The sequence below is a fragment of the Streptomyces sp. V2I9 genome (assembly GCF_030817475.1).
In the GTDB taxonomy this organism is placed as follows: domain Bacteria; phylum Actinomycetota; class Actinomycetes; order Streptomycetales; family Streptomycetaceae; genus Streptomyces.
The window spans coordinates 3,730,263-3,744,170 of sequence record NZ_JAUSZJ010000002.1 but is presented as its reverse complement, the minus strand read 5'-3'; the positions used below and the strand labels follow the sequence as shown (position 1 = coordinate 3,744,170).

General features: G+C 71.2%; 11 protein-coding genes and 1 riboswitch. Of the genes, 5 read left to right on the top strand and 6 right to left on the bottom strand.

Features of this window, described 5'->3' with window-relative positions; translation table 11 throughout:
* Positions 1 to 787 precede the first annotated feature (787 nt).
* The 4 genes from groL to thrC all read right to left on the bottom strand — a co-directional run bounded on the left by groL (position 788) and on the right by thrC (position 5,175).
* Positions 788 to 2,410, bottom strand: coding sequence for a chaperonin GroEL (gene groL / locus QFZ71_RS16510; protein ID WP_003967345.1), 1,623 nt, complete (start codon positions 2,408 to 2,410; stop codon positions 788 to 790).
* Positions 2,411 to 2,785: 375 nt separating this feature from the next.
* Positions 2,786 to 2,992: a cold-shock protein gene (locus tag QFZ71_RS16505; RefSeq protein ID WP_003967346.1), complete on the bottom strand. Its 207-nt coding sequence runs from the start codon at positions 2,990 to 2,992 to the stop codon at positions 2,786 to 2,788.
* A 567-nt stretch (positions 2,993 to 3,559) separates the two neighbouring features.
* Positions 3,560 to 3,838: a MoaD/ThiS family protein gene (locus QFZ71_RS16500; protein ID WP_030113311.1), complete on the bottom strand. Its 279-nt coding sequence runs from the start codon at positions 3,836 to 3,838 to the stop codon at positions 3,560 to 3,562.
* Positions 3,839 to 3,873: 35 nt separating this feature from the next.
* Positions 3,874 to 5,175 carry a threonine synthase gene (thrC, locus tag QFZ71_RS16495; RefSeq protein WP_307668974.1) on the bottom strand — a complete coding sequence of 434 codons (1,302 nt, stop codon included), beginning with the start codon at positions 5,173 to 5,175 and terminating at the stop codon, positions 3,874 to 3,876.
* Between the two features lie 19 nt (positions 5,176 to 5,194).
* A riboswitch (SAM riboswitch) is annotated at positions 5,195 to 5,322 on the bottom strand.
* A 153-nt stretch (positions 5,323 to 5,475) separates the two neighbouring features.
* Here thrC and QFZ71_RS16490 point away from each other — a divergent pair.
* Positions 5,476 to 6,426 (top strand): glucosyl-3-phosphoglycerate synthase, encoded by a 951-nt coding sequence (locus tag QFZ71_RS16490; RefSeq protein WP_307671480.1) that lies wholly within the window; start codon positions 5,476 to 5,478, stop codon positions 6,424 to 6,426.
* A 163-nt stretch (positions 6,427 to 6,589) separates the two neighbouring features.
* Positions 6,590 to 7,999 carry a trehalose-6-phosphate synthase gene (locus QFZ71_RS16485; protein ID WP_307668973.1) on the top strand — a complete coding sequence of 470 codons (1,410 nt, stop codon included), beginning with the start codon at positions 6,590 to 6,592 and terminating at the stop codon, positions 7,997 to 7,999.
* Positions 8,000 to 8,051: 52 nt separating this feature from the next.
* Here QFZ71_RS16485 and otsB read toward each other — a convergent pair whose 3' ends face one another.
* Positions 8,052 to 8,903, bottom strand: a complete 852-nt coding sequence (otsB, locus tag QFZ71_RS16480) for a trehalose-phosphatase (RefSeq protein ID WP_307668972.1) — start codon at positions 8,901 to 8,903, stop codon at positions 8,052 to 8,054.
* Positions 8,904 to 9,295: 392 nt separating this feature from the next.
* Between otsB and QFZ71_RS16475 the strand changes: the two genes are divergently transcribed.
* From QFZ71_RS16475 to QFZ71_RS16465, 3 genes are read left to right on the top strand one after another with little or no spacing between them, the layout of a single operon-like run.
* Complete coding sequence (locus QFZ71_RS16475) at positions 9,296 to 10,240, top strand: ABC transporter ATP-binding protein (protein WP_307668971.1); 945 nt, start codon at positions 9,296 to 9,298, stop codon at positions 10,238 to 10,240.
* Positions 10,237 to 11,211: an ABC transporter permease gene (locus QFZ71_RS16470; protein WP_307668970.1), complete on the top strand. Its 975-nt coding sequence runs from the start codon at positions 10,237 to 10,239 to the stop codon at positions 11,209 to 11,211. Before QFZ71_RS16475 ends, QFZ71_RS16470 begins: the two co-directional genes overlap by 4 nt.
* A gap of 46 nt (positions 11,212 to 11,257) precedes the next feature.
* Positions 11,258 to 11,662, top strand: coding sequence for a GntR family transcriptional regulator (locus QFZ71_RS16465; protein WP_307671479.1), 405 nt, complete (start codon positions 11,258 to 11,260; stop codon positions 11,660 to 11,662).
* Between the two features lie 20 nt (positions 11,663 to 11,682).
* On the opposite strand, the gene QFZ71_RS16460 is transcribed toward QFZ71_RS16465, so the two are convergent.
* On the bottom strand, positions 11,683 to 13,740 hold the full coding sequence (locus tag QFZ71_RS16460) for a serine/threonine-protein kinase (protein ID WP_307671478.1): 2,058 nt from the start codon (positions 13,738 to 13,740) through the stop codon (positions 11,683 to 11,685).
* Positions 13,741 to 13,908: the final 168 nt, after the last annotated feature.

Sequence of the window (13,908 nt, the reverse complement as noted above, 5' to 3'; positions counted from 1 at the left end):
GCGACTGGTGTTCACCACGTGAACACCAGAGCCATCATGTCCCGCCGCAGAACCGGTACGCATGATTCCGACTTACCGCCTGAAGTTGGCTGGATAGCGTGAGCGGAGAAGAGTGGAGGCCGACGCTCCGGCCCGGCGCGCGACATCGGGTGGCCGCCATGTGCAGTCGCACACCGGAGGCGCGTGACACCGAAGTGGACTGGACCAATCGCGGACCTGAAGGGCCTGATCGGGCGGTGAGCTGCCAGGAGAGGGAACCGCCGGTCACAGATCCGCCGAACCGCCCCCCGCCCCTCCGACCGCCTTCAAGGCCGCACTACCTCAGGCGCGGGGGGCGCGCCACCGGCATCGGCGAAACCGCCCGGACCCGTGCTGCCGCACCGGGAAGGTCGCCGCAAGACCCCATTCGGCCATGCCGAACGCCCTCCGCCACCGTCCGACTACGGAATGATCGGCCACACAGCCCCGCACGGGGCTTCCCATCGCGCGGCGAAGGACTTCCCGCCCCGCGGCGAAGGGCTCCTCGACCCGAGGCGAGGGGCTTCCCGGCCTGCATCCGCGGCCTTCCGCCCCCGCAGGCGGAAGTGTCCCGCCCCGGCGAGGGGGCGTGCCGGCCCGCCTCCGAGGAGCTCTCCGACCCGCCTCCGGGCTCCTCCCCTCCTTACCGCCCGCACCGCGCCCCACACCCCTCCCCGGCCACCTCCACCAACGCCTCAGGGGCGGCACCTCCGTGATGGAGGTACCGCCCCTGAGGGACGTACGGGGAACTTCGTGATCGGCAGGCCGATCAGAAGTCCATGTCACCGCCCGGCATGCCGCCCGGAGCGGCCGCGCCGGCCTTCTCGGGCTTGTCGGCGATGACGGCCTCGGTGGTGAGGAACAGCGCGGCGATGGACGCGGCGTTCTGCAGAGCGGAACGCGTGACCTTCGCCGGGTCGAGGATGCCCTCGGCGATCATGTCGACGTACTCACCGGTCGCGGCGTTGAGGCCGTGACCGATCGGAAGGTTGCGGACCTTCTCCACGACGACGCCACCCTCGAGACCACCGTTGACGGCGATCTGCTTGAGCGGGGCCTCCAGCGCGAGCTTCACGGCGTTGGCGCCGGTCGCCTCGTCGCCCGTGAGGTCGAGCTTCTCGAAGACGGCCGAGGCCTGGAGCAGAGCCACGCCACCACCGGCGACGATGCCCTCCTCGACGGCGGCCTTGGCGTTGCGCACCGCGTCCTCGATGCGGTGCTTGCGCTCCTTGAGCTCCACCTCGGTGGCGGCGCCGGCCTTGATGACGGCCACGCCGCCGGCCAGCTTCGCCAGACGCTCCTGGAGCTTCTCGCGGTCGTAGTCCGAGTCGGAGTTCTCGATCTCGGCACGGATCTGGTTGACGCGACCCTGAACCTGGTCGCTGTCACCGGCGCCGTCGACGATCGTCGTCTCGTCCTTGGTGATGACCACCTTGCGGGCACGGCCGAGCAGGTCCAGGCCGGCGTTCTCCAGCTTGAGACCGACCTCCTCGGAGATCACGGTGCCACCGGTGAGGATGGCGATGTCCGCGAGCATGGCCTTGCGGCGGTCACCGAAGCCCGGAGCCTTGACGGCGACGGACTTGAAGGTGCCCTTGATCTTGTTGACGACCAGGGTGGAGAGCGCCTCGCCCTCGACGTCCTCGGCGATGATCAGCAGCGGCTTGCCCGACTGCATGACCTTCTCCAGCAGCGGGATCAGGTCCTTGACGCTGCCGATCTTCGAGTTGACGATCAGGATGTACGGGTCGTCGAGCGACGCCTCCATACGCTCCATGTCGGTGGCGAAGTACGCCGAGATGTAGCCCTTGTCGAAGCGCATACCCTCGGTGAGCTCCAGCTCCAGACCGAAGGTCTGGGACTCCTCGACGGTGATGACGCCTTCCTTGCCGACCTTGTCCATCGCCTCGGCGATCTTGGCGCCGATCTCGGTGTCGGCGGCGGAGATGGAGGCGGTGGAGGCGATCTGCTCCTTGGTCTCCACGTCCTTGGCCTGCTCCAGCAGAGCGGCGGAGACGGCCTCGACGGCCTTCTCGATACCGCGCTTGAGGGCCATCGGGTTGGCGCCCGCGGCGACGTTGCGCAGACCCTCGCGGACGAGAGCCTGGGCGAGAACGGTGGCGGTGGTCGTACCGTCGCCGGCGACGTCGTCCGTCTTCTTGGCGACCTCCTTGACCAGCTCCGCACCGATCTTCTCGTACGGGTCCTCGAGCTCGATCTCCTTGGCGATGGAAACACCATCGTTGGTGATCGTGGGCGCGCCCCACTTCTTCTCGAGGACGACGTTACGGCCCTTGGGGCCGAGGGTGACCTTGACGGCGTCGGCGAGCTGGTTCATCCCGCGCTCGAGACCGCGCCGTGCCTCCTCGTCGAACGCGATGATCTTGGCCATGTGAAGTGGTCCTCCCGGACAGGGGTGGATTGCTCCGGACCGAGAGGCGCCCGCGACGGACGGCCTGCTGCGTGGTGGTTCCTTGCCCCACCGCACCTGCGGACCTCACCGGCCCGGTCCAAGTTCTGTCACTCTCACCTGGAGAGTGCTAACGCCAATGATTAGCACTCGACCCCCGAGAGTGCAAGCGCCTCGGGCGAGTGCCCGCCATGTGGTCCGGGGCCGCCGGCGGTGCCGCGCGGGGCCCGCCGCAGGTACGTGCCCCGAGGGCGGCGGCGGTCCCGGAACGCGCGTAGGGCCCGATCCCTGCTGGAGAACTCCAGGGGGGTCGGGCCCTACGTGCGTGAGTGGTGTCGTCGGACAGACGCGCCGGCCTCAGCCGACAGCGAGCTTGACCATGTCGGCCTGGGGCCCCTTCTGGCCCTGCGAGATCTCGAATTCAACTCGCTGACCCTCTTCGAGGGTGCGGTACCCGTCCATCTGGATCGCGCTGTAGTGGACGAAAACATCCGCACCACCGTCGACCGCGATGAAGCCGTACCCCTTCTCCGCGTTGAACCACTTGACGGTGCCCTGAGCCATGCCTAACTCCCCTATTACTGGCCCTTGCACGGGACCGCACTTCGCGGGCCCGGGTCACGACTCACCCTCCGACAGGAGAGGGTGCGCGGCGCCGCAGCGCGTCGACCGCGGCCGAATGTATCCGTCCAACTGCCCTCTGCAACAGGTCAATCGGACGAGAAATCTGGGGGCGGCTGAACACGCGAATAGGAGCGTTTCCTGAGATGTACGGGCAAGTCGGGCCAGTCAAAGGCCACTTATGCCGCAAGAGGTTCACGTACATTGGCTGCTTCTTATCGGGGCCGGGCGCATTCTCATATGCGGGCGGCACGAGCAGCGGACGGGGCTTCCCCAACTGTACCGCGCTCAACCATGCAGAATTGCCCCCTCCGCTTCTGGAGCGGAGGGGGCAACGGTGGTCCCGCGAAGGCGCGATGGCCACACCGGTCTCGACGGCCCCATAGGGCTCACACCGGCCGGGGAGCACGTCGACCCGAACCGACCCGGCTCGAACCGACCCGGCGTGAACCGGCCCGACCCGGCCCGAACCGACCCGGCGTGAACCGGCCCGAACCGCTCCGGACCGGCTCAGCAGCCGCCGGCGACCGCGGGAATGATCGAGACGCCCGCGCCGTCCGGGGTGGCGGCGTCGAGGCCGCCCTCGAAACGCACGTCGTCGTCGTTGACGTACACGTTGACGAAGCGGCGCAGCTTGCCCTGGTCGTCCAGGACGCGGGCCGCGATGCCCGGGTGGTCCTTCTCCAGGGACTCGATGACCTCGGAGAGCTTCGCGCCCTCCGCCGTGACCTCGGCCTGGCCGCCCGTGTAGGTGCGGAGGATGGTGGGGATGCGGACCTTGACGCTCATGGCGGACGCCTTTCTTGCTGCTGTGGTCGGAGTGGTCAGGCGGAGGCGAGGCCCGCGGCGCGGAACGCGTCCAGGCTCGGCTTGATGGTCGCCGTGGCCTGCGAGGTGGGGGCGACCGCGTCAAGCGTCTTGAGTCCGTCGCCGGTGTTCAGGACGACGGTGGTGAGCGCCGGGTCGATCACGCCGGCCTCGACCAGCTTCTTCGTCACGCCGACGGTCACCCCGCCCGCCGTCTCGCCGAAGATGCCCTCGGTGCGGGCCAGCAGCTTGATCGCGTCGACGACCTGCTCGTCGGTGACGTCCTCCACCGCGCCGCCGGTGCGCCGGGCGATGTCCAGCACGTACGGGCCGTCCGCCGGGTTGCCGATGGCCAGCGACTTGGCGATGGTGTTCGGCTTCTGGGGACGTACCACGTCGTGGCCGGCCTTGAAGGCGGCGGAGACCGGGGAGCAGCCCTCGGCCTGGGCGCCGAAGATCTTGTACGGCTTGTCCTCGACGAGGCCCAGCTCGATCAGCTCCTGGAACCCCTTGTCGATCTTGGTGAGCTGGGAGCCGGACGCGATCGGGATGACGATCTGGTCGGGCAGCTTCCAGCCGAGCTGCTCGCAGATCTCGTACGCCAGCGTCTTGGAACCCTCGCCGTAGTACGGACGGAGGTTGACGTTGACGAAGCCCCAGCCCTCGCCGAGCGGGTCGCCGATGAGCTCGGAGCAGAAGCGGTTGACGTCGTCGTAGGTGCCCTCGATACCGACCAGCTCACCGCCGTACACCGCGGCCATGACGACCTTGCCCTGCTCCAGGTCGTGCGGGATGAACACGCAGGAGCGCAGTCCGGCGCGGGCGGCGGCGGCGCCGACGGCCCCGGCCAGGTTGCCCGTGGAGGAGCAGGAGAGGGTGGTGAACCCGAAGGCGCGGGCGGCCTCGACGGCGATGGCGACGACCCGGTCCTTGAAGGAGTGCGTCGGGTTGCCGGAGTCGTCCTTGACGTACAGGCCGCCGGTGACGCCCAGCTCGCGGGCGAGGTTGTCGGCCTTGACGAGCTTGGTGAAGCCGGGGTTGATGTTGGGCTTCTCCGCCACGTCGGCGGGGACGGGCAGCAGCGGGGCGTACCGCCAGATGTTGTCCGGGCCGGCCTCGATGCGCTTGCGCAGCTCCTCGGGGGAGCCGGTGGGCAGGTCGTACGCCACTTCCAGCGGTCCGAAACAGGAGGCGCAGGCGAACAGGGGGCCGAGTTCGAACCGCTCGCCGCACTCGCGGCAGGAAAGCGCCGCGGCGGGACCGAGGTCGACGGCCGGGGCGGAAGGAACGGTGGTACCTGCAACGGTCTGAACAGCCATGATGGCGGAGGTCCCTTTCTCCTCATCTTCCTCGCGGCGCATTTCGCCGCAAGACGGAATTGGCACCTTCCCCACCGTGACCTCGCGGTCGGCAGGAGGGTTGCCGGGACTTCAACGGGCCGTTCCCTCAGTCCCTCTGGATGAGCTCTATGGCGCTGGATCTTCGATCCAGGCGTTTATGCGCGCTCCGACCCCGACATGCGACGGCGATACGCGTTGTTCAAGACTGTAACCGAAGCACCGGACCGTCGAGATAGCCGTCCGAACCGCGAGATGGATCACACACAGGGAGTGCCGACCGTGCTCGAAGAGGTGGAACGCTGGCTGACCAGGCGTTCCTGGTCGTCCGGCGACCGCCCGCTGAACCGGCTCGCCGACGCCCGGACCGCCGACCCGCGCCGTACGACCGTGAGCGTGGTGCTGCCCGCGCTCAACGAGGAGGCCACGGTCGGCGCGATCGTGGCGACGATCCGCCGGGAGCTGATGGAGAAGGTCCGGCTCGTCGACGAACTCGTGGTGATCGACTCCGGCTCCACCGACGCCACCGCGGCCGTGGCACGGGCGGCAGGCGCACGGGTGGTCCACCGGGACGCGATCCTGCCCCGGATCCCGGCGCTGCCCGGCAAGGGCGAGGTACTGTGGCGCTCACTCCTGGTGACCAGCGGCGAGATCGTCTGCTTCGTGGACGCGGATCTCAGGGACTTCTCGGCGGACTTCGTCTCGGGGACGGTGGGGCCGCTGCTCACCGATCCGGCCATCCAGTTCGTCAAGGCCATGTACGACCGCCCGCTCGGTGACGCGGCAGGTCAGGGCGGCCGCGTCACCGAACTGGTGGCACGCCCGCTGCTCAATCTGCACTGGCCGCGGCTGGCCGGGTTCGTCCAGCCGCTGGGCGGTGAATACGCGGTGCGGCGCTCCCTGCTGGAGCGGCTGCCGTTCCCGGTCGGTTACGGAGTGGAGCTGGGGCTGCTGGTGGACGCGCTGCACACGGTGGGCCTGGACGCGCTGGCCCAGGTGGACGTCGGCGTACGCCTCCATCGCCACCAGGACGGGCAGGCGCTGGGCCGCATGGCGGCGGCGATCTACCGTACGGCGCAGCTCAGGCTCTCGCGCGGCCATCTGGTGCGGCCGTCGCTGACCCAGTTCGAGCGCGGCGAGGGCGGCTTCGTCCCCCGTACGCACCCGGTGGACACCGAGGAGCGGCCGCCGATGCGGGAGATCGCGGAGTACGCGGAGCGGTGGGCGGCGTGAGGCGGTGGGTGGCGTGAGGCGGTGGGCGGCGTGAGGGGTGAGCGCCCGGAACGCCGGGGCCGGGTGAGGCTGTGGGCGGCCGGAGCGGCCGGGCCGTCTGAGGCGGTGCCGGGTGGAGCCGCCGGGCGTTTGGGGGCCGGGCTCACGGGCTAGGTTCCGGTACATGGTCTCCGAGCACACGCCTTCCACCGGTTCCACCCGTTCCACCGCTTCCCAGGTCCTCGTCGCGTCCAACCGCGGCCCCGTCTCGTACACGCTCGGTGAGGACGGGACGCTCGACGCCAAACGCGGCGGGGGCGGTCTCGTCTCCGGGCTGAGCGCCGTCGACGACAAGCTGTGGGTCTGCGCGGCCCTCGGCGACGGCGACCGCGAGGCGGTCCGCCGCGGGGTCGGGGAGCCGGGCGTCCGGATGCTGGACATCGACGCGGAGGTGCACGCCGACGCCTACAACGGCATTGCGAACTCGGTGCTGTGGTTCGTCCACCACATGCTCTACCAGACGCCCGTCGAGCCGGTCTTCGACGCGGAGTTCCGCAGGCAGTGGGCCGCGTACGAGACGTACAACCGGGCCTTCGCCCGCGCGCTGGCCGAGGAGGCGGAGCCGGGAGCCTCGGTCCTCGTCCAGGACTACCACCTGGCCCTGGTTCCCGGCATGCTGCGGGAGCTGCGCCCGGACCTGAGGATCGGCCACTTCTCGCACACCCCCTGGGCGCCCGTGGACTACTTCCGGCTGCTGCCCGACGACATCGCGGAGCAGTTGCTGCGCGGCATCCTCGGCGCGGACCGGGCCGCGTTCCTGACCCGCCGCTGGGCGGACGCGTTCATCGGCTGCTGTACGGAGATCCTCGGCGGCACGGGCCGGACCCGGATCGGGGTGCACGGCCTCGGGGCCGACGCGGAGTTCCTGCGCCGCCGTGCGCACGAGCCGGACGTGGACGAGCGGATGGCGGCGCTGCGGGAGCAGGTGGGCGAGGGCCGGAAGACCGTGGTCCGGGTGGACCGCACCGAGCTGTCCAAGAACATCGTGCGCGGCCTGCACGCCTACCGGGCCCTGCTGGACGCCCACCCGGAGTGGCGCGAACGCGTCGTGCACATCGCCTTCGCCTACCCCTCCCGCCAGGACCTCGCCCTCTACCGGGATTACACGGCGGCGGTGCAGTCGCTGGCCACGGAGATCAACGGGGCGTACGGGACGGAGAGTTGGACGCCGGTCGTCCTCCACGTCAAGGACGACTTCGCCCGCTCGCTGGCCGCGTACCGGATGGCGGACGTGGCCCTGGTCAACCCGATCCGCGACGGCATGAACCTGGTCGCCAAGGAGGTCCCGGTCGTCTCGGACCAGGGCTGCGCGCTGGTGCTCTCGCGCGAGGCGGGGGCGTACGAGGAGCTGGGCGAGGACGCGATCGTGGTCAACCCGTACGACGTGACGGGCACGGCGGAGGCCCTGCACGAGGCGCTGACGATGCCCGCCGGCGAACGCTCCGCCCGCACGGAGCGCCTGGCCGGGGCGGCGACGGCACTGCCGCCCCAGCAGTGGTTCCTGGACCAGCTGGAGGCACTGCGGCAGGGGTGAGGGGCCGCGGGACCGCTCGGCGGACCACTCGGCCCGTCGAGCGGCCCGCCGGTCACAGCCGCTCGGCGAGCGCCGCCAGGAAGGCGACCACCGCGGCCGGGCCCGGCAACGACAGGTCGGCGCGGTCGGACAGTTCGGGCACCTCGGCGCTGCCGCTGCACACCAGGAGGCCGGGGATGCCGTCCGCACCCTCGGACCGCAGCTTCTCCACGGCGGCGAAGGCGGCCAGGTCCCCGAGGTCGTCGCCCGCGTAGATCACGGACTCGGCGTCCAGCTCCGCGACGAACCGGGCGAGCGCGACGCCCTTGTCCATGCCGGGCGGGCGCAATTCCAGGACCAGGCGGCCCGGTTCGACGATGAGGCCGTGCCGCGCGGCCAGCTCGCCGAGGGGTCCGCGCAACATGTCGAAGGCCGCCTGCGGGTCCTCGGCACGTCGGGTGTGGACCGCGACGGCCTGCCCCTTCTCCTCGATCCAGGCGCCCTTCCCGACGCCGGAATCGTCGAGCAGGCCGGGGAGTTCGGCGCGTACCGCCGTGACGCCCGGATGCGGAGCGGGGGCGTTGACGGTACCGGTCACAGCGTCCCAGCGTTCGGCGCCGTAGTGCCCGAGCACGACGAGGTGCTCCAGGCCGGGGACGCCCGCGAAGCCGCCGTAGCGCACCGCGAGTGCCGCCGGGCGGCCGGTGATCACGGCGACGGCCGCGACCTTCGGTGCGAGCGCGGCGAGCGCCTCGACGGTGCCGGGGTGGGCGCGCGCCTGTTCGGGGTCCGGGACGATGTCGGCGAGCGTGCCGTCGAAGTCGAGGGCGACGACCGCACGGTCGGGCCGGGCGAGCACGGCTTCGAGCCCCTCGCGGCCGGCCGGGGTGGTCGGGGTCGGCAGGTTTTCCGGGTGACTGCCCATGGGACGAGCCTAATCCCTGAGCACGGCATCCCTGAGCACGGTATCCCTGACCACGGTATCCCTGACCACGGTGGACGCGTCCGTACGCCGACCGCCCCGCAGGGACGCCTACGCACGGGCGGGCGGGAGTTCGGGCCGGTCACCCGATCCACGGGGTCCACGGCGGCCGCCGGCACGGCGACGATCCGCGGCGGCACCCTGCGGCCGTCGCCCGGGTGTGCCGTGGCCGCGTCACCGGCGCGGACGGCCGGCCCCTCCCTCCTTGCCGTGCGGGGCCCACCACCCTGTCGTGTGGAGCCCGCCATGCAGGCACCCGCTCCTCCCCTGCTTGACAGCCACCCCCCACAACTCCATGATTCCATTAATTGACTCATGGAATCGAGGTGAGGCGCGTGGCAGACACGAGCGCCCCGAACGCGGCGTCCGGCAGCTGGGCACTCGAAGCCCGCGGCCTGGGCAAGCGCTACCGGCGCGGCTGGGCGCTGCGCGACTGCTCCTTCCGCATCCCGGCCGGCCGCATCTGCGGTCTGGTCGGCCCGAACGGAGCCGGCAAGAGCACCCTGCTCGGGCTGGCGACCCGGCAGGTACAGCCGACCACCGGCGGTCTGCGGATCTTCGGCGTACCGGTCGACGACCCCGCCGTCCTGCCCAAGGTCGCGTTCCTCGGCCAGGACAAGCCGCTGTTCAAGCGGTTCACCGTGGCCGAGACCCTGCGCATGGGCGCCGAGCTGAACCCGGACTGGGACGCCGCCGCCGCGCACCGCATCGTCCGCTCCGGCAACATTCCGCAGCACGCGAGGGTCGGCACGCTCTCCGGCGGCCAGCGCACCCGCCTCGCCTTCGCCCTCGCCTTCGGCAAGCGGCCGGAACTGCTGCTCCTGGACGAGCCGATGGCGGACCTCGACCCTCTGGCCCGCGACGAGATGAGCACCCTCCTCATGGCGGAGGCCGTCGAGCGCGGCACCACGGTGGTGATGTCCTCGCATCTGCTGACCGAGCTGGAGGACATGTGCGACTACCTGCTGGTCGTCGCGGAGGGCCGCATCCGCATGGCCGGTGACGCCGACGCGCTGGTCCCGGCCCACACGCTGGTCACCGGGATGAGCCGCGACGGTTCGCTCCCGCCCGAGCTCGGCCACCACACGGTCGTCGAAACCCGCCTCCAGGGACGGCAGTTCCAGGCGATGATCCGGCCGCAGGGACCACTCCCGGCCGACTGGCAGAGCGTCGAGCCCTCACTGGAGGAAGTCCTCCTCGCCCACCTCCGCTCCCCGGACGCGCCGTCGCTCTACACGCCGGGCGCGCGCGTCGACGCCGAAGGGATTCAGGCCGCATGAGCGCCACCCTCACCGAGAAGCCCGCCGAACCCGCTCCCGGCCGCCGCCTGTTGCGCGGAATGCCGTGGCTCGTCGTACGCCAGCATCGCGTCGCCCTGGCCTGCGTCCTCGGCCTCACGCTGCTGACCGCGCTGTGGATCGTGTACGAGCGCAACGAGTTGGTCCACCTGCTCGACGCGAAGGGCTGGCCGGAGAACGACGCCGGACAGCCGATGGAGAACAACCGCGGCTACAACTACATCACCACCGTCCTCGGCGGCCTCCCGGTCATCCTCGCCGTCTTCATCGGCGCCCCGCTGATCGCGGGCGACCAGGAGAACGGCACCGCACAGCTCGTCACCACCCAGTCGGCGACCCGCCGCCAGTGGCTGCTCGCCAAGCTGGGCCTGGCCTACACCCTCGCGCTGGTCTCCGGCGTGGTGCTCTCGGCGCTGTTCACCTGGTGGTGGAAGCCGTACCGCTCGGTCTTCCTCAGCGAGTGGATCGACGGCGTGATCTTCGACAACACCGGGCCCGTGCTGCCGGCGTTCCTTCTCTTCCTCACCGCTGCGGGCATCACCATCGGTGTCCTGATCCGCCGGGTCCTCCCGGCCATGGTGGTCACGTTCCTGTTCACGGCGGTCACCACCATGTTCGTCTGGGACGAGATCCGCATCCGCCTCGGCGACACGCAGATCTTCAGCTACCCGATGGGCAGCGAACTCCCCGCCCGTTATGCCGAGTCGTACGAGGTGGACCGCTGGGTCGGCAGTGCCGACGGAACCCTGTACGGCTGGGGCACCTGCGCCGAGGCGACCGAGAAGGCGCAGAGCGCGTGCATCAAGGAGCACGGCATCGTCAACGACGTGATCGAATACCTCGACTTCAGTCAGATGGCGCCGATGCAGTGGACCGCGGCCGGCCTCCTGCTCGTCGGAACGGCGCTGCTCACGGCGTTCACCCTCTGGTGGACCTCGCGCCGCCCGCTGTAGGGACAGCCCCCCTCTTCTCCGTAAAGTGTCGGCAATCGAGCGGAAGGTGAAGTCCGTGGTCGTGTTCCGCATCGACCGGCGCAGTGGGGTGTCGACCTACCTCCAGATCGTCCGGCAGGTCGAACAGGCGCTGCGCATGGGCGCGTTGGAGGTGGGCGACCGGCTGCCGACGGCGGCCCAGGTCGCCGCGACCACCAAGGTCAACCCGAACACGACGCTCAAGGCATACCGCGAGCTGGAACGTATGGGACTCGCCGAAGTGCGCCAGGGTGCCGGAACGTTCATCACCCGCACCCTCGCCCAGCCCCAGTCCGGTCCCGACTCCCCGCTGCGGTCCGCGCTGACCGACTGGATGGGCCAGGCCCGCGCCGAGGGACTCACGGGGCGGGACGTCACGGCCCTGTTCCACGCGGCGTTCGCCGGCGCGTATCCGGGCGAGTCACCGGACTGACCGGTGCCGCCCGGTACCGGTCAGGCGCGGTGGTAGCGGTAGCCGCTGCCGTGGGCGGGACCGACGTCGTGCAGGATGCCGGACCCGGCGACGGTGAAGAACGAGGGTTCGGCGTCCCGGCACATACCGGTGGAACGGGCCGTGTCCACCATCGCTGCGCCGACGTTGATCCGCGTCCCGCCGGCCGCCACCGAGCTGAGCTTCGCCGTGTACTCGCAGTGCCCCGAGCCCTGGACGTCGGAGATGAGGGTCACCGCCGACTGGCCGGGCGACACCCGCCGGATGACCACGGTGTGCGGCTGGAGGGCGTCGTACTGGGACGCGATCGACCAGGTGCCGACGAACTGCTGCGGGACCCGGCCGTCCGGGGCGGGTTCGGGGTCCGGCGCGGGCGGCTTCGCATCGTCCCCGGAGCCGCTCGACGCCGACGACTCGGCACCGCCCTGCCCGCCGCCGTCTCCGGTGCCTGCGTCTCCGGTGTCCGCGGACCCGCCGCCTCCGGGCACGGAGCCGCCGCCCTCACCGTCTGCCCCGCCCTCCTCCTTCTCTCCCTTGTCCCCCTTCTCCTCGCCCTTGTCCTTCGGGGCGTCCTTCCCGTCGTCCTTCGCCCCGTCCTTGTCGTCACCCTTCCCGGAGGGCGAGGCCGCGGGGCCGGAGGAGGCGTCACCCGCTCCTGGCGGCGTCGCGGCCCCCTCGCTCCGGGCGTCCTCGGAACCGCCGGGGGCGCGGTTGAGGAACGCCGTGGTCCCCCCGGCTGCCAGCACGGCGACGACGACGGCCGCGACGATCCAGACCCGGCGGCGACGCGACCCTCCCGCGCGCGGCGCGGCAGGCGGCTCGGCGGCGGCCGGGGCGGGCTTCGCGGCCGACTCGCCGGCCTTCACCGGGGCCGGACGCAGATCGACCGTGCCGAGGTCACGGGGAGCGGCGGCCGGGGCGACGGCGGAGACGGCGGATCCAGTGGGATCAGCGGGTTCAGGTGCGGAAGCAGCGGGCGCGCGGGCGGCCCCCTCGCCCTCGGACACGGCCGCGCCCTCGCGTCCGGGGACAGCTACGGGTACGGGATCGGCCGCGCCCCGGCCCTCCGGCGAGCCCACCCCGACCGCGCCCTTGGAACCCCCCGGAACCGCTGAACTCCCCGACTCTCCGCCCTGCTCCGGCACCTCCGCGTCGAGCAACAGGGCCGACTGACGCGCCAACCGGGCCAGCAGCACCGGCGGCAGCCAGGCACCGTGCGAGGCGGTCGCGGACTTCGAGGCGGCCAGCTCCTCCAACAGCGCGTCCACACCGGAACGTTCGGCGGCACTCTTGGTCAGGCAGCGTTCGATCAGCGCGCGCAGGGGGGCGTCCGCCACGGCGGTCAGGTCCGGCGAGGACTGAACGATCTGGAACATGACGGAATGCTGGTTGCTCGCACGGGCTCCGAACGGCAGCTGCCCGGTGGCGGCGTACATCAGCACACAGCCGAGGGAGAAGACGTCCGCCGCAGGCCCGGTCTCCTCGCCGAGGACCTGCTCGGGCGCCATGAAGCCGGGCGAGCCGATGACCATGCCGGTACTGGTCAGCAGGGATTCGACGGACACCTGGAACGCGCGGGCGATACCGAAGTCGATGACACGGGGACCGTCCACGGTGAGCAGAACGTTGGAAGGCTTGAGATCCCGGTGGACGATCCCCGCGGCGTGGATGCCCCGCAAGGCCCGCAACAGCCCCTCGGCCAGCGCGTGCACGGACGCGGCGGGCAGCGGGCCGTGCTCCCGGACGGCCTGCTCCAGAGAGGGACCGGGTACATAGCCGGTGGCCACCCAGGGCTGCTCCGCGTCCGCGTCGGCGTCGAGCACGGGGGCGGTCCAGCGCCCGCCGACCCGCCGGGCACTCTCGATCTCCCGGCGGAAGCGGGCCCGGAACTCACCGTTCGCTATGTGCTCCTCGTGGACCACCTTCACGGCCACGGTACGTCCGCCCGCCGACCGGGCCAGATACACACGGCCCATCCCGCCCGCACCCAGCCGGCCGAGCAGCGGGTAGGGCCCGATCCGCACGGGATCACCGGCCGCGAGCGGGCGTATGCCCTCCATCGCCGTGTACCGCCGGCTGTCCGCGCCCGTACGCCCGCCGTCGCCCGTTCCCGACCCCGGACCCGACCCCGTTGCCGCGCCTTCGCCCGTACCGCCACTCATGCTGAACAGATCCCCCGATGGCCGTGACCCCTGCGGTCGTTCACGCCGACCGGAGCCGCGCGCCCG